Annotated in this window: 13 protein-coding genes; 6 read left to right on the plus strand and 7 right to left on the minus strand. The window is 56.7% G+C overall.

Translation table 11 applies throughout. The features are described 5' to 3' along the window. Window positions 1–20: 20 nt before the first annotated feature. The 6 genes from KGP21_RS21975 to yihU form a co-directional block, all read right to left on the minus strand. Entirely contained in the window at window positions 21–1418 is a 1398-nt protein-coding gene (locus tag KGP21_RS21975) for an MFS transporter (RefSeq protein ID WP_021807615.1), read from the minus strand. A gap of 80 nt (window positions 1419–1498) precedes the next feature. Continuing rightward, the gene (locus KGP21_RS21980) at window positions 1499–3526 is read right to left on the minus strand and encodes an alpha-glucosidase (RefSeq protein ID WP_223536332.1); all 2028 of its coding nucleotides are present in this window, start codon (window positions 3524–3526) and stop codon (window positions 1499–1501) included. Window positions 3527–3580: 54 nt separating this feature from the next. After that, on the minus strand, window positions 3581–4924 hold the full coding sequence (locus KGP21_RS21985) for an L-fucose/L-arabinose isomerase family protein (RefSeq protein ID WP_021807613.1): 1344 nt from the start codon (window positions 4922–4924) through the stop codon (window positions 3581–3583). Window positions 4925–4951: 27 nt separating this feature from the next. Next, a complete protein-coding gene (locus tag KGP21_RS21990) occupies window positions 4952–5995 on the minus strand; it encodes an aldose epimerase family protein (protein ID WP_223536333.1) in 1044 nt (347 codons plus the stop codon). A 47-nt stretch (window positions 5996–6042) separates the two neighbouring features. Next, entirely contained in the window at window positions 6043–6906 is an 864-nt protein-coding gene (locus KGP21_RS21995) for a class II fructose-bisphosphate aldolase (RefSeq protein ID WP_021807611.1), read from the minus strand. 48 nt (window positions 6907–6954) lie between these two features. Beyond that, entirely contained in the window at window positions 6955–7845 is an 891-nt protein-coding gene (yihU, locus tag KGP21_RS22000; protein WP_223536334.1) for a sulfolactaldehyde 3-reductase, read from the minus strand. Between the two features lie 224 nt (window positions 7846–8069). Here yihU and KGP21_RS22005 point away from each other — a divergent pair, with 224 nt between their 5' ends. The 5 genes from KGP21_RS22005 to proX all read left to right on the plus strand — a co-directional run bounded on the left by KGP21_RS22005 (window position 8070) and on the right by proX (window position 13525). Beyond that, window positions 8070–8966, plus strand: a complete 897-nt coding sequence (locus tag KGP21_RS22005; RefSeq protein ID WP_223536335.1) for a sugar kinase — start codon at window positions 8070–8072, stop codon at window positions 8964–8966. A gap of 36 nt (window positions 8967–9002) precedes the next feature. After that, window positions 9003–9803: a DeoR/GlpR family DNA-binding transcription regulator gene (locus KGP21_RS22010; protein WP_024530699.1), complete on the plus strand. Its 801-nt coding sequence runs from the start codon at window positions 9003–9005 to the stop codon at window positions 9801–9803. A 343-nt stretch (window positions 9804–10146) separates the two neighbouring features. Then, window positions 10147–11349 carry a glycine betaine/L-proline ABC transporter ATP-binding protein ProV gene (gene proV / locus KGP21_RS22015; RefSeq protein ID WP_021807606.1) on the plus strand — a complete coding sequence of 401 codons (1203 nt, stop codon included), beginning with the start codon at window positions 10147–10149 and terminating at the stop codon, window positions 11347–11349. Next, window positions 11342–12451 carry a glycine betaine/L-proline ABC transporter permease ProW gene (gene proW / locus KGP21_RS22020; protein ID WP_021807605.1) on the plus strand — a complete coding sequence of 370 codons (1110 nt, stop codon included), beginning with the start codon at window positions 11342–11344 and terminating at the stop codon, window positions 12449–12451. The genes proV and proW overlap by 8 nt, the downstream gene beginning before the upstream one ends. A 72-nt stretch (window positions 12452–12523) precedes the next feature. Further along, window positions 12524–13525, plus strand: a complete 1002-nt coding sequence (gene proX, locus KGP21_RS22025; RefSeq protein WP_021807604.1) for a glycine betaine/L-proline ABC transporter substrate-binding protein ProX — start codon at window positions 12524–12526, stop codon at window positions 13523–13525. 33 nt (window positions 13526–13558) lie between these two features. Here the strand turns inward: proX and KGP21_RS22030 are convergent, their stop codons facing one another. Beyond that, on the minus strand, window positions 13559–14437 hold the full coding sequence (locus KGP21_RS22030) for a LysR family transcriptional regulator (protein ID WP_021807603.1): 879 nt from the start codon (window positions 14435–14437) through the stop codon (window positions 13559–13561). 103 nt (window positions 14438–14540) lie between these two features. Between KGP21_RS22030 and KGP21_RS22035 the strand changes: the two genes are divergently transcribed. Next, window positions 14541–15740 (plus strand): MFS transporter, encoded by a 1200-nt coding sequence (locus KGP21_RS22035; RefSeq protein WP_115160023.1) that lies wholly within the window; start codon window positions 14541–14543, stop codon window positions 15738–15740. Window positions 15741–15760: the final 20 nt, after the last annotated feature.

Here is a 15760-nt window from a genome sequence, read left to right on the forward strand (position 1 = left end):
CCCGATTAACACCTGGCTGCTTATAGCGCCGGGCTTGGTACCCGCTTGCGCTCTTCCAGCTCACCGACGATCTTGAGGTAGTTCTTCTCCGTCAGGTGATAGAACAGCCCCATGGTCAATGCGGTCAGCACGGCCAGGCCACAGGGATAGAGGAAGATCAGCTGCCGCAAGCCTTCCAGCGTGCCAGGCCCCTGCGCCACGTTGGGAACATAGCCGATATAGGCCAGCATCACGCCAGGGAAGAAGCCTGCCAGCCCTTGGGAAACCTTGCGAAAGAAGGTAAAGCCGGTATAAACCGTGCCTTCCGAACGCACGCCGGTTTTCCACTCACCGTATTCCACGGTGTCCGACACCAGCGCCCAGTTGAGGCTGTTGACGAAGGCCGTACCGAAGAACGCCAGGCAGGAGAACAACACAAACAGCGTGGAGGTATTGCCCCACATATAGTTCATGGCATCGCCCAGGATCCACAGCGACAGGCCACCCAGATAGACGTTTTTCTTGCCAAAGCGTTTCACCACCGTCGGAACCAGCAGTACCCCAAGCAGGATGCAGCCCATGCTGAAGAAACCCATATAGGACAGCAGGGTGATATCGTTGAGGACGTATTGGGTGTAGTAGATCTGGATCGCCAGCTTGATGTTAAAGCCCGCCAGCGTGCACAGGTTGGCCACGCACAGCACGAACAGCGGTTTGTTACCGGCGATCGCCTTGAAGGACTGCAACAGACCCGGCTTGGGTGCACCCGGTTTCGGGATCTCGACATAACGCTCTTTGACGCCGGAATAGCACCACCACATGCACAGCATGCCGACGAAGGCGAAGATAGCCGCCCCCACTAGATAACCCACCTGTGGGCGCCCGTCAAACAGCGACAGGATCGGCACAAACGCTACGGTACACAACAACAAACCCACCGTCGCCCCGCCCTGCCGCCAGGCAGCCAGTTGCGCCCGTTCCTGCGGGTTTTTGGTCATCGCAGGCACCATCGCGCCGTAGGAGCAGTTCATCATGCTGAAGAACAGCCCGAACGCCATAAAGATCAGCGTGGCGATCACCGTTTTAATGGTGACATCCAACGAAGCGCCCACGCCGATAAAATTGGCCACCACCAGCAACGCCACCGGCATTGAGGCATAAAGAATAAATGGCCGGAACTTGCCTTTGGGGCCAATATTGCGCCGGGAATCGAGCATCAGCCCGGTCCCCATGTCGGTAAAGGCGGTAAAAAAACGCGAGATGAGAAAGATCAGCCCGCCCCACGCGGCGGGGATCCCCAACACGTCGGTATAGAATTTCAGCAGATACAGCGTGCCGACACACAACAGCAGGTTGGAACCGACATCGCCCATGCCATAGGCGAATTTCTCGCGTAGGGGCAATATCAGCTTCACCGGATCCTGGTTAGTTTCACTCATGGTGATTCTCCTTGGAAAACACCTATTCCCAGAGATAGCCGCCCTTGCCGGTTGGGCAACGGGCGGCTGACAGTTGGTGATTACAGCGTGCGTAGCGAGGCAAACAGCTCCGCCCATTCGCTATCCGCCCGATAGAACACCGGCGGTTGGCCCATTGGTGCTGCTATCGTCACCTCGGCTTCTCCGCTATGCCGCTCACCGGTCCACAGGTTGATCCAGCTATCCTGCGGCAGGTAGAGCGTCCAGTCGGTGCGCCCTTCTTCATGCACCGGGGCCACCAGCAGATCGCGGCCAAACAGGTATTGGTATTTCAGGCTGTAGGTGTGAGCATCGTCTTCATAATGCAGGAACAGCGGGCGCATCACCGGTAAGCCGGACTGCGCATTGAGCGCCACCGCCTGCTTGATGTACGGCTTGAGGGAGGTGAAGACCTGGCTCATGCGGGCAAACTGGCGGATGGTTTCCACATCATGATCGAACTGCCAGTTATCATCTGGGCGGTTACCTTCATGGGTACGCATCATCGGCGTGAAAGCGCAGAACTCGCACCAGCGCATCAGCAGTTCTTTACTGCGTTTCATCTCAAACAGCGTGGTGTAACCGCCGATATCGCTGTGGTGCAGACCGTGGCCGGTCATCGCCAGCGACAGTGCCGCCGGGATCACCGAAGCCAGGCCGTCGTCCAGGCTCCAGTCCACGTTCTGATCGCCCGCCCACATCATCACCGAATACTTCTGGCTGCCGGTGTAGCCCGCGCGCATAAAGAACAGGATCTCGCCCAGCTTGCCGCATTCTTCCAGCGCGTCGTAGTTGCACTTGGCCCACAGTGCTGGCCAGGCGTTATGCATGATTTCCGCATCGATGCCGTTATGCAAAACGGTATCGGTCGGCAGATATTCGCCGAAGTCCGCCATCCAGCCGTCGAGGCCAAACTCAATCAGGTTCTTTTTAATGACGTTCTTGTACCAGTCATAAGCTTCAGGCTTGGTGAGATCGACTACGCCAGCATAGAACTCGCCAAATTCGACCTGGTAGTCTTTGCCGTCGTAATCCTTGGTCAGATAGCCTTTTTCTGCCGCCTCGGCATACAGCTCTTTCTCGATGGCCACGTAAGGGTTGATGTACCCCAGAAAATGTACCCCCTCCTTCTTCCACTGCGGGATGCGTTTATCCAGCTCCGGGTACAGCTCGCTGTCCCAGCGCCAGTTCCACATCAGGCGTTTGCCAAAAGAGGTGATCCGCCGTCCTTCCCAGTCCTGCGCCCAGATCCCGCTAACCTTGACACCGTGCTCGCGCATCACGTCCAGCTTCTGTTGGCAGACTTCGGTGCCACCCTGAATGCCCAGGATCACCCCGTCATACACCCAGTCCGGCAGTTCCGGCTGGCGGCCAAGTAACGCGGTCAGCTTTTCCAGCAGGCTGATGTAGCTGTCGGCACAGTCAAAGCGCAACACCGCCTGATCCTGCCAGATCGCCAGTTCATGGAACTCTGGGGCAGAAAAATCGAAGTTCATGTAGCAGCTGTTTTCTACGTGGCAATAATATTTCTGGCTGCTGACAAACGTCGGCTGCGGGAAGAAGGTCCAGTAGTAATCACCACCGGCGTTTTCCTGGCAGTCCGCCTGCCAGGTAACGTAGGTCTGCTTGTTACGCCCAACCCCCTGCTCGCTGGTCCATAACGGGAAAGGTTTGCCGCGCAGGTCGAAATAGGAAAACTGTTCGCCGCAGCCATAAACGTGATCTTGCTGCTGGGCAGCCAGGCGCAACCACATGCGGTTGTTCTGCTCGTCGCTGTTGCGCAGCTGCATTTCCAACCGCCCTTGCGCATCGGTAGTGATTGCCAGCGTGCACTGGGCCACATCGCCCCGGCTAAAGCGGATCAGCCAGCCTTTGCCCTGCGGGACGATCTGGGTTTCGGTCAGCGCCAGTTTTTCACTGAGCTGGTCTTTGATACTGAAGTTACCGCGGAACATCTCGATGTCCGCCTTGCCGCGCCCAATCCACAGGCACGGAGCCGCAGCCGTGTGTTGTATCAGCACACGCTGCTGAAAGGTCAACGTAAATCCACCTGCGTGTTGCGTGAGTTCCAAGCCTTGCTGAGAAACCATGATCCATTCTCCAAAAGGTTAAATGCCGTATTTTTCCAAGCGTTGGTCGCCCGCTCAGGTCAGTTCAATCACGTCCAAACCAAGCAGACCGGCCACTTTGCGCAGCAGCGGGCGGTGCTCGCCGTAAACCAGCGAGGTGTGGTGCTCCATACCCGCCGCAATCAGGCGCTGGCGGTAAGTGTCTGCATCCACATCCAGGCGCGCCGTCCCGGCTGTGCCGGAAAACGCCAGCGGAGCCTTGATCATTTCGCCACCGGCCAGCATCAGGCGCAGCTTGCCCTCACCCTGAGTGATGCGGCATAGCGTGATGCGCCCCGGTTTGAGAGCAAACTCAGACAGCAGAGGAAGCTTGCGGTTGGAGTGGATGGTGGCCTGCACCGGGCCATCGCGATCGGCCATTTCGATCGGTGCCTGCCCGCAGTGCCAGAACACCACGCTGTTATCCTGCGGATCGATATCCACCAGGTCGGTATTGAACGCCGCATTGCCAGAGGCCCACTGCGCCATCAGCGAAGAGAGCACGCCAAACATGTCGGCTTCACAGCCACACGGCACTTTATCTTCGTTCATCAACGCCAACGCCCCGCAGGCAGCGCAGCCGTAATCGGTAAAGAAATCCGGCCAGCAGCGCACGGCAATGCCGGTGTAACCTTCACGCTGCGCTTTTTCACGCAGGGCAGAGTAAACCTTGAGCGTTTTGCGGGTGGCCGTTTGATCCATCTCTGCCAGGTTAGGGAAATCCTTGGCACGGCGCGCATAAGGCGCATCGGCCACGCTGTCCGGCAGCGCCTTCACCTCTTCAATAAACTCCAGCACCGGCTGGCGAGTCACCTCAACGCCAAAGTGCTGCGTCAGTTGCTGCTGGTTGTAGTTACAGGCGTCAAAACCCAGCGGGTGTTCACCAATCACCATCACCTTGGCCTGTTTGAAGCGCTTAACGATCGCCGCGGCCTGCGCCAACTGCTGTAATTCGTTAATCACCCGGCTGTCGTCCGGCAGGCCGTGCAGCGTTTGCACGTTGATGGCTTCACGGCTCAGGGCATGGCAAGCCAGATTCACCCCGCAGAAAGAGTTCAGACGCAAACGGCCACCGGTACGGGCCTCCGGGAATGACCACATCGCAGTGGGCACCGGGAAATCTCGCACCACTTCGGTGGTGAGGGAGGCATCGGTAAAGGTCACTTGCAGGATCAGTAGCAGATCGAGATCGGCCTGTTTGAGTGCGGGCAGTATTTGCAGAGCCGATTCGGCATCAAACTGTAATACCGGTTCCCCCACCAGCTCGATATCCATCCCGCTCAGCGCCTGCCAGGCTTGCGCCAGCATCTCTTGCGCGTAGGGCACATCGAAGGTCGCGCGGCCAAGCGCCAACACGCCCACTTTTGCTCTATTTTTCATCACATTGCTTCCAGTAATCGAATAAATCTATGCCACGGTGCTGAAACGGTGTTCAGTCTGGCTGTAATAGTTTTCCCCTGGGCGCAGCACCACGTTGCCAAAATGGGCGTGGTGAATGCTGTCTGGGAACGCCTGGGTTTCAAGGCAGATGCCGGAAAACGCCTGATAGCGATGGCCAGCCTTGCCATTCCAGATCTTGTTGGAAAGCTTGAAGGCGTTATAAAACTGCACGCCCGGCAGCGAGGTGTATACTTCCATCACTCGCCCGGTCTGCGGACAAATCAGGCTGGCGGCGGGATGCAACGCGTCATCGCCAGGTTTAAGCACGTAGTTCATATCAAAATCCTGCGCCGGGCGGTGCAGCATGGCGTCCCCAAGACGACGGGCGTTGCGGAAATCAAATGCCGTCCCGGCAACACGGCGGATTTCACCGGTGGGCAGCATGGTGGTTTCATCTACCGGCGTCATAAAGTCGGCGTCGATCTTGAGCTGCTGATCGTGGATCAGGTGCTGATGCCCGCGCAGGTTGTAGTGGCTGTGATTAACCAGGTTGACCAGCGTCGGCTTATCGGTCTGTGCCTCAAAGCTCAGCGTCATCACGTTGTCTTCCGTCAGGCCGATGCGGTGGCTAACCTGCAGATTGCCCGGATAGCCTTCCTCACCATCGATAGAGGTACGGCTGAAAATAATGCCGTCGCCGTCTTCCTGTGCCTGCCAGACATATTTGTCAAAACCCCGACGTCCGCCGTGCAGGTGTTGTCCGGTAGGAAGCTCGTTGGTGGCCAGAATAGATTCCTGACCGTCGATGCTGAAACGGCCACCAGCGATACGGTTGGCGCAGCGTCCGGCAATCGCGCCGAAGAACGGATGCCCAGCCTGATAAGCCGCCAAATTGTCGAACCCCATCACGACATCTTCCGCTTGCCCATGGCGATCCGGCACCCAAAGCTGAGTAATGATGCAGCCGTAATCGGTCACACACAGCCGCATCCCGTTGGCATTGGTCAGCGTGAAAAGGGAAACGGCCTGCCCTTGATGTTCGCCAAAATGCTGGCGTTGAATGGTTGTCATAATCTGTGCCCTATGGTGAGCGCGGCAGTTTGCCGCGCAACGGATGCTTAAAACTGAGCGGCTTTACCCTGGCTGCCAAACAGTCTGATTTTTTCGGCGACCTTGGCCTGCATCACATCACGGCCATGTCCGAGCGACACCGCCAAGACAAACTCGTGCGGATCCTTGTCGAGCACTTCAGCCATGCCCTGGGTGAAAGCCTGCCGCAGTTCGGTGTCCACGTTCACCTTGGCGACGCCCAGTGAAACCGCCTTGCGGATCTGATCGTCTGGTACGCCAGAGCCACCGTGCAGCACAATCGGTTTTTTGACGATCTCGCGGATCTCTTGCAGGCGTTCGAACGCCAGCTTTGGCTCCTGTTTGTACAGGCCGTGAGCGGTGCCGATGGACACTGCCAGATAATCCACCGTGGTCGATTGAGCAAACTGCAGCGCTTCGTCACTGCTGGTGATCAGGGCGTCTTTTTCGTCGACCGAAATATCATCCTCGGTGCCGCCGATCTTGCCGATCTCACCTTCGACCCCAATGTTCAGCGCGTGGGCCACATCCGCCACGGCACGGGTGATCCGCACGTTTTCGTCAAATGACAGGTGAGAGCCGTCAAACATCACCGACTGGAACCCGGCCTGCACCGCCTGCATGGTCTGTTCGAAGCTGCGGCTGTGATCCAGGTGGATGCACACCGGCACCGTGATATCGTGCATAAACGCATCGATCATCGCCTTCATGGGCTCCAGACCCATCACGCTAATCACCTTCTGCCCCACCTGGATCATGATCGGGGCCTGCTCCTGTTCGGCTGCCAGCAAAATGGCGCGAATGGTTTCGGCGTTGTGTGCGCTGAACGCGCCGATGGCATAGCCGTTTTCCCATGCATGTTGGATCATGGTGTTACCAGATAAATAAGGCATTTCTTCTCCCCTCTGCGCGCTGCATAGCAACCGCAATTACGTTAAGTGTTACGCGTGATCCGCTCTGCCCGAAGCAGCCCGAACCTGTTCCAAAATGGCACTCCAATCCTGACGCCCACGCCCGCTGGCCCGCGCCTGGCTGTAAACCTCGCGTGAGGCTGCGCCCATCGGCATGGCAACGTGCAACTGATTGGCCACATCCAACGCAATGCCCAGATCCTTGTGCGCCAGATCGATCATGAACGCCGGGCTGAGATCGCCCTTCAGCACCTTGTTTGGCCAAGTGGTGGTGAAATGCCCCTTGCCTGCCGGTGTGCCGCTCATCACTTGCAGCGCAACGTCAAACGACAGCCCCAGCGCCTCGCACAGCACCGCAGCTTCGGCAGACAGCGCGTTGAGCGCGATGCTCATGTAGTTGTTGATCAGCTTCACGCGGATCCCCATGCCCGGACCACCGGCGTTGATCAGCTCCGAGCCCATCGCCATCAGCACTGGCGTCGCACACTCCACCTGCTCGGCAGTCCCACCGGCCAGGATCAGCAACGTGCCAGCCTGAGCATGGTCTGAAGTCCGCCCGACCGGGGCATCCATCAGGCTAAAACCCCGAGCCTGCATCTGGGCAATCAGCCGATCCGTTTGCATTGGGTGGATGGTGGACATATCCATCACCAATGCCGCAGGCGATAAGGTGCAGCACACCCCCTCGGCACCAAATAGCACCTCATGTACCAGTTCGCCGTTAGGCAACATGGTGATGACGAACTCCGCGTCCTGTACCGCCTGCGCCGGGCTGGTTGCCGCCTTGGCCCCCTGAGCAACCAAGGTGCTGACCGCCGCCGGGCTGATATCAAAAACGTTCAGCCGGTGCCCCTGCTTAATCAGGTTGCTGGCCATCGGCGCGCCCATTTGCCCTAGCCCGATAAATGCGATCTGTGCCATGGTTCTCTCCTGTTGGTTACCTGTGTCATGTCTGTGTCATCTCATCAGCCACAAACCAGACCGTTTTTGTCTGTTTTTGATCGTATTTGTAATTTATGGTCAAAAAATTGACAGCCGTCACTCTTTTAACATTTGAGTGAATTAAAATGGTGGCAGCGTGATCGGTAGCCACTTTTTGCTGAAAACCGTTCGCTTACACAGTTCAACATCCAGGGATCCAGACCATGACTCGAATCGCATGCGTAGGCATTGCAGTGCAAGACCGCCTGTATTACGTAGAGAAACTGCCTGAAGGCGGGGGGAAATATGTTGCCAACGACTACCGCGAAATTGGCGGAGGCCCAGCGGCAACGGCTGCGGTAGCCGCAGCCAGATTGGGCGCAGAGGTAGATTTCATTGGCCGGGTCGGGGACGATGCCACCGGGCAAACCCTGTTGGCCGAGTTAGGCAGCTATGGCGTCAATGTCAGACATGCCCGCCGTTGCCCACAGGCGCGCTCATCGCAATCGGCTGTGCTGGTGGATGCCCAGGGAGAACGCATGATCATCAACCATCCCAGCCCAGACTTACCCGAGGATGCCGAATGGCTGCATGACATCGACTTTAGCCAGTACGATGTGGTGTTGGCGGACGTGCGTTGGCATCAGGGCGCGCTGACTGCCTTCACCTTGGCCCGGCGCGCAGGTGTCACTACCCTGTTGGACGCCGATGTCACACCGCAGGATATCCACCCGCTGGTTGCTTTGGCCGACCATGCCGCCTTCTCCGAGCCGGGTTTACTGCGGATGACAGGAAAAACGGATATCGAGCAGGGATTGCGTGCAGCAAAAAATGACAAAAACGGACAAGTTTATGTCACTCAGGGTAAACATGGCTGTTTCTGGCTGGAAAACGCTCAACTGAAACATCAGCCAGGCTTTTCGGTTGAGGTGGTGGATACCACGGGGGCTGGCGACGTTTTCCACGGTGCGCTGGCGGTAGCCCTGGGTTCACAACCCGATATAGCTCAGGCGGTGCGTTACGCCAATGCAGTTGCCGCATTGAAGTGTACCCGTCCTGGCGGGCGCGCGGGCATCCCCAATTGTGATCAAACTGACTCTTTCCTGGCCAGTTTTGTATAATATGGTTGGCCGATGACAATATTAAGGGAGTGGAGCATGAGTCTGACTGAACTTACCGGCAACCCACGCCACGATCAGCTGATCCAGTTGATCGCCAAGCGCGGCTATATGAACATCGACGAGCTGGCGCAATTGCTGGAAGTGTCAACGCAGACGGTCAGGCGCGATATCCGCAAACTGAGCGAGCAGGGGCTGATTAGCCGCCATCATGGCGGGGCAGGCCGTGCCTCTAGTGTGGTCAACACGGCCTTTGAGCAACGGGAACTCTCTTACACGCAAGAGAAGATAGCCATTGCGGAGGCCATTGCCGATTATATTCCCGATCGTTCCACCATTTTTATCACCATCGGCACCACCGTTGAGCATGTTGCCCGGGCGCTGATGAACCACAGCCATCTGCGCATCATTACCAACAGCCTGCGGGTGGCGCATATCCTGTATAAAAACACCGAGTTCGAAGTGATGGTGCCGGGCGGTACGCTGCGCCCCAATAACGGCGGTATCATCGGCCCCAGCGCCGTAAGCTTTGTGGAAGGCTTTCGCGCCGACTATCTGATCACCAGCGTAGGGGCAATCGAAGCCAACGGCGATCTGTTGGAATTTGACGTGAATGAGTCCAGCGTGGTGAAAGCGATGATGGCACACTCACGTCATATTCTGCTGGCTGCGGACCACACCAAGTTCCATGCTTCGGCGGCAGTAGAAATCGGCAATACCCGACAGGCGACCGCGTTATTTACCGACCTACCTCCCCCCTCAGCAATGGGATCGGTGTTACAGCAGCAGCAAGTGGAACTGGTCGTTATTCCCACCAGCAGCGAAGAACCCACGCTCTGATCCACGGTGGTAAATCTGCTGATTTTCCTGCCGTTCCTCAATGCACGCAGAACTTTACCATGCGTGCATTAATTACCCGTTTGACACTGCCAATATTCCCTGCCAATAGTTGCCATAGTCACCAATATATCCTGCCATTACCCATTGCTCATTACGGTTAAATAACCGCGTAAAAACCGGGTAATTATACCCAATCATCAAACCGGGTATCACCAGAAAAATCCTGCGATATGAACATTGAGGGTTGTCTCAGAATGTCAGTGTGTTAGGGTATAGGGCACTCTTATTTTCTATTAGGACAATTTTAGCGTTTGATAATAAACCAAAGGAAACAGCGAATTGCATGGCAATTAAACTAGAAGTTAAAAATTTATATAAGATATTTGGTGAGCACCCGGAACGCGCATTTAAGCTGATAGACAAAGGTTTGACGAAAGACCAGCTGCTGGAAAAAACGGGGTTATCACTGGGCGTCAAGAACGCCTCTCTGGCCATTGAAGAAGGCGAGATATTTGTCATCATGGGGCTTTCCGGTTCCGGTAAATCCACCCTGGTACGCCTTCTCAATCGTCTGATAGAACCCACCCGCGGTGAGGTGCTGATTGACGGCGAGGATATATCCAAAATATCCGATGCTGCGCTACGCACCGTGCGGCGTAATAAGATCAGCATGGTGTTCCAGTCATTCGCTTTAATGCCGCATATGAACGTATTAAATAATACCGCCTTCGGCATGGAATTAGCGGGTATTCCTTTACAGGAACGCCAGGAAAAAGCGCTGGACGCTTTGCGTCAGGTTGGGCTGGAAAATTATGCCAATGCCTATCCCGATGAACTGTCCGGTGGTATGCGCCAACGTGTCGGCTTAGCCCGCGCCATGGCTAACGATCCGGATATATTGTTAATGGATGAAGCCTTCTCTGCGCTGGACCCATTAATTCGTGCCGAGATGCAGGATGAGCTCGTCAAATTACAGGCGAAACATCAGCGCACCATCGTCTTTATTTCCCACGATCTGGATGAAGCGATGCGTATTGGCGATCGCATTGCCATTATGCAAGGCGGCGAAGTGATCCAGGTGGGGACCCCGGATGAAATATTAAATAATCCGGCCAACGATTATGTGCGCACCTTCTTCCGCGGCGTCGATATCAGCCACGTTTTCAGTGCCAAAGATATCGCCAAACGTCGCCCGGTGACCCTGATCCGTAAGACCCCCGGTTTTGGTCCGCGCTCTGCGTTGCAGATCCTGCGTGATGAAGACCGTGACTATGGCTACGTGCTTGAACGCGGCCAGAAATTTATCGGCGTGGTATCGATAGACTCTCTCAAGCAGGCGCTGGCGGCCAATCAAACACTGGACGACGCCTTGCTGGATGCCCCACTGCCCGTTCCGGCGGATATGCCGCTGAGCGAACTGATCTCACTGGTCGCACAGGCTCCTTGCGCCGTGCCGGTGGTCGGGGAAGACAACAACTATATCGGTATCATTTCCAAAGGCATGCTGCTGCAGGCTTTAGATAAAGAGGGCCCTACGAATGAGTGATTATCAGGATCCATGGGCAACAGCTGCCACATCCCCTAACGACGCCCCGGCAACTCAGGCTGCTACCAGCAGCGATCCCTGGTCAACCGGCGCACCGGCAGACAGCGTACCCCATGATGCCGCTAATCAGGCCGCATCGGGCGCTGACTGGCTTAACAGCGCCCCAGTGGAGCCCGAGCACTTTAGCCTGCTGGATCCGTTCCACAAGGCTTGGGTGCCGTTTGACAGCTGGGTCACCCACGCCATTGATTGGCTGGTACTGCACTTCCGTCCGCTGTTCCAGGGTATTCGCGTGCCGGTAGATTTCATCCTCAGCGGTTTCCAGCAGTTTTTGCTGGGTATGCCTGCTCCAGTCGCCATTTTGCTGTTCTCGCTGATCGCCTGGCAGATATCCAGCCTCGGCATGGGAGCCGCCACGCTGCTGTCGTTAGTCGCCATCGGCGCTATCGGGGCCTGGTCACAGGCGATGGTCACGCTGGCGCTGGTGCTCACCGCCCTGTTCTTCTGCATCCTGATCGGCCTGCCGTTGGGCATATGGTTGGCCCGCAGCAAACATGCCGCCAAGGTGATCCGGCCACTGCTTGATGCCATGCAGACCACACCAGCCTTTGTCTATCTGGTGCCGATCGTCATGTTGTTCGGTATTGGTAACGTGCCAGGGGTAGTGGTAACAATCATCTTCGCCCTGCCGCCCATCGTACGTCTGACGATCCTGGGCATCAAACAGGTGCCGGAAGATCTGATCGAAGCCGCCGAATCCTTCGGCTCCAGCCCGCGCCAGCTGCTGTTTAAAGTGCAGCTGCCGCTGGCCATGCCAACCATCATGGCCGGGGTTAACCAAACGCTGATGCTGGCGCTGTCGATGGTGGTTATCGCCTCGATGATCGCCGTAGGCGGTCTGGGCCAGATGGTGCTGCGTGGCATCGGCCGCCTGGATATGGGGCTGGCCGCCGTAGGTGGCGTCGGTATCGTTATTCTTGCCATTATTCTCGATCGTCTCACCCAGTCGCTGGGGCGCGATCGCCGCAGTAAAGGGCTAGGCCGCTGGTATACCCACGGCCCAATCGGGTTGATCGCTCGCCCGTTTATCAAAAAAGCCTGATCGTTCTACCCGCCAGCGGCTTACTGCCCTGGCGGGCTATCTCCAAACAACATCAATAACAGAGGAAAAACTATGCGCACTACAGGGATCTGGGCAATAGCCCTTACCACACTGCTTGGTTCACAGGTTGCTTCCGCTGCTGATTTGCCAGGAAAAGGTATTTCGGTACAACCGATACAGAGCACTATCTCCGAGGAGACCTTCCAAACGCTGCTGGTCAGCAAGGCATTGGAAAAACTCGGTTATGACGTCAAAGAGCCACGTGAGGTGGACTACAACGTGGCCTACACTTCCATCGCCGCAGGGGATGCCACTTTTCTGGCAGTGAACTGGGATCAGTTGCACGCCGATCAGTATCAGGCCGCCGGGGGCGATAAAAAATTCTATCGTGAAGGGGCTTACGTCAGCGGTGCCGCTCAGGGCTACCTGATCGACAAAAAAACCGCCGAGAAGTATCACATTACCAACGTTGAGCAACTAAAAGATCCGAAAATTGCCAAGCTGTTTGATACCAACGGTGACGGCAAGGCCGACTTGACCGGCTGTACCCCGGGCTGGGGCTGTGAAACGGTGATTAATCACCATATCGACGCCTATGGCTTGGGCAAAACCGTGGAGCATAATCAGGGCAACTACGCCGCCATGATCTCCGATACCATCACCCGCTTCAAAGAAGGCAAACCGGTGCTGTATTACACCTGGACGCCTTACTGGGTCAGCGATGTGATGGTGCCAGGGCGTGACGTTGTCTGGCTACAGGTGCCGTTCTCTTCCCTGCCGGGCGAGCTGAAAGATGTCGATACCAAGCTGCCGAACGGGGCCAACTATGGCTTCCCGGTCAACAACATGCATATTGCCGCCAATAAGCAGTGGGCGCAGGCCAACCCTGCCGCCGCCAAGCTGTTTGCCATCATGAAACTGCCGATTGCCGACGTCAACGCGCAGAACCTGCGGATGCATGCAGGCCAGTCCTCCGAGGCTGATATCCAAAACCATGTCAATGGCTGGATCAAGGCTCACCAAGCCACGTTTGACGGCTGGGTGAAAACCGCCGCTGAAGCCGCCAAGTCATAATATCCCCATGGGCGCGGCATAGACGCTGCGCCCTCATTCCGGCAACATCATCTCGGTAAACTGTAAAAATCGTTCGGCCGTCTTCGACAGAGGTGAGTTCCACACGCAATACACCTGACGACGTGGACCATCGACGATCGGAATAGCCACCAGCGAACTCAAACGCTGGGCGGTGGAAATTGGCACTATTCCCGCCGCCAAACCTCGCCGTACCAGATTCTCCAACCATTCGATATGGTCGATCTCAAAGCTCACATGGCGTTTGATCCCTGCCGCCTGGAAGGCCCGGTCGGTCTGCCGCCGTGCCCCGGTTCCGCTATAGAAATCCACCAGCGGCACTTCTGATAGCGTTTGCAGATTGATACGTTGATACCCCGCCAGAGCATGTTCTGCGGCCACCAACGCCACCAGCGGCTCATCGGTCAACTGGCGATGCGACTCTGGCAGCATGTCTTTATCGCCCGGCCAGATGCCAACAAATGCCACATCGGTCTTCTGCTGGCGAATATCTTCCAGCAACACCTCGCTAATGCCAACGTACAGCCGGATATTCACCGCCGGATGATGACGGTGGAATTCCCCCAGCTTTTCGGTGAGGTCAATCGCGTTGATGGTTGAAATAGTGCCAATCGTCAGCGTACCGGATACCGTACCAGCGGCCGCCACCACTTCCTCTACCAACGTCTGCTTGGCGGCCAACAACCGCTGCGCCGGTTGAATGAAAGCCCGGCCAGCGGTGGTCAGCTCAACGCGACGCGAAGTGCGCTCAAACAGCGTACAACCGAGTTCTTCTTCCAGCTTGGCGACCTGATGACTCAGGGCAGACTGCACCGTATGGCAGCGCTGTGCAGCACGGGTAAAGCTCTGCTCCTCGGCCACCGCCAGGGCATAACGGATCTGTTTTAGATTCATGCTATCTATCGCGAAATGAGATGGATCAGATGAAAATTATACATTGGTTTAACATTCTATTCTGCCTGATACTTCGATCACAGATTTCCATTATTGAAGACCTATGAACCAACCAACCGAACACCCGGGCCTTAGCCCTGCACTGACGCTGTTAATCGCGATGGCCACCGGCCTGGCGGTTGCCAGCAACTACTACGCCCAGCCGCTGCTGGAAACCATCGCACAAAACTTTAATCTCTCGGTTAACCAGGCCGGATTTATCGTCACCGCTGCCCAGCTAGGCTATGCGGTTGGCCTGCTGTTTCTGGTGCCGTTGGGCGATATGTTTGAGCGCCGCGGGCTGATCGTCTTTATGACGCTGTTGGCCGCCGGGGGCATGCTGATCACCGCATCCTCCAGCACCCTATCGATGATGATCCTCGGAACGGCCCTTACCGGCTTGTTCTCCGTCGTGGCCCAGCTTTTAGTGCCACTCGCCGCCACCTTGGCGCACCCGGCAAAACGCGGTAAAACCGTCGGTGTGATCATGAGCGGCCTGCTGCTCGGCATTCTGCTGGCACGTACCGTCGCCGGTGCTTTAGCGGCCCTCGGCGGCTGGCGTACCATCTACTGGGTGGCCAGCGTGTTGATGATCCTGATGGCCCTGCTGCTGTGGCGCGCCTTGCCACGCTATAAGCTACATTCCGGCCTGAACTACCCGCAGTTGCTGAAATCCATTTTTTCCCTGTTCTGCTTCACCCCGTTGCTGCGTACCCGCGCGATCATTGGCGCTTTGTCGTTCGCCAACTTCAGCGTGCTATGGACCTCAATGGCTTTCCTGCTGGCTTCCCCACCGTTCAGCTATTCCGAAGGCGTAATTGGGCTATTTGGTCTAGTGGGTGCTGCTGGCGCCTTGGCTGCCTCACGTGCCGGTCATCTGGCCGATAAGGGCAAAGCAGGGCTAACCACCAGCGTCGGATTGGTGCTGTTGCTGCTGTCCTGGATCCCGATTGCGTTGGCCCCGTACTCTCTCTGGGCGCTGATTATCGGCATTCTGGTGCTGGATCTGGCGGTACAGGGGGTGCATGTCACCAACCAAAGCGTGATTTATCGCATCATGCCGGAGGCGCGTAATCGCCTGACCGCCGGTTACATGACCAGCTATTTTATCGGGGGTGCCGTGGGTTCAGTACTTTCCGCCGCCGCTTATCAACATGCTGGTTGGAACGGCGTAGCGGCGATTGGTGGCGTATTGTGCGTGCTGAATCTGCTGACCTGGTGGCGTGGCAAGCGCTATGACCCGCAGGGTCCGGCCACTATCTAGTTAGCAAGAAAATAATAACT

The sequence above is a fragment of the Serratia sp. JSRIV004 genome (assembly GCF_019968705.1).
Classification (GTDB): Bacteria; Pseudomonadota; Gammaproteobacteria; order Enterobacterales; family Enterobacteriaceae; genus Chania; species Chania fonticola_B.

Excerpts from the sequence above, each read along its gene's own strand:
- KGP21_RS21975 (WP_021807615.1), bottom strand. The coding sequence starts at position 1,418 with ATGAGTGAAACTAACCAGGATCCGGTGAAGCTGATATTGCCCCTACGC.
- KGP21_RS21980 (WP_223536332.1), bottom strand. The coding sequence starts at position 3,526 with ATGGTTTCTCAGCAAGGCTTGGAACTCACGCAACACGCAGGTGGATTT.
- KGP21_RS21985 (WP_021807613.1), bottom strand. The coding sequence starts at position 4,924 with ATGAAAAATAGAGCAAAAGTGGGCGTGTTGGCGCTTGGCCGCGCGACC.
- KGP21_RS21990 (WP_223536333.1), bottom strand. The coding sequence starts at position 5,995 with ATGACAACCATTCAACGCCAGCATTTTGGCGAACATCAAGGGCAGGCC.
- KGP21_RS21995 (WP_021807611.1), bottom strand. The coding sequence starts at position 6,906 with ATGCCTTATTTATCTGGTAACACCATGATCCAACATGCATGGGAAAAC.
- yihU (WP_223536334.1), bottom strand. The coding sequence starts at position 7,845 with ATGGCACAGATCGCATTTATCGGGCTAGGGCAAATGGGCGCGCCGATG.
- KGP21_RS22005 (WP_223536335.1), top strand. The coding sequence starts at position 8,070 with ATGACTCGAATCGCATGCGTAGGCATTGCAGTGCAAGACCGCCTGTAT.
- KGP21_RS22010 (WP_024530699.1), top strand. The coding sequence starts at position 9,003 with ATGAGTCTGACTGAACTTACCGGCAACCCACGCCACGATCAGCTGATC.
- proV (WP_021807606.1), top strand. The coding sequence starts at position 10,147 with ATGGCAATTAAACTAGAAGTTAAAAATTTATATAAGATATTTGGTGAG.
- proW (WP_021807605.1), top strand. The coding sequence starts at position 11,342 with ATGAGTGATTATCAGGATCCATGGGCAACAGCTGCCACATCCCCTAAC.
- proX (WP_021807604.1), top strand. The coding sequence starts at position 12,524 with ATGCGCACTACAGGGATCTGGGCAATAGCCCTTACCACACTGCTTGGT.
- KGP21_RS22030 (WP_021807603.1), bottom strand. The coding sequence starts at position 14,437 with ATGAATCTAAAACAGATCCGTTATGCCCTGGCGGTGGCCGAGGAGCAG.
- KGP21_RS22035 (WP_115160023.1), top strand. The coding sequence starts at position 14,541 with ATGAACCAACCAACCGAACACCCGGGCCTTAGCCCTGCACTGACGCTG.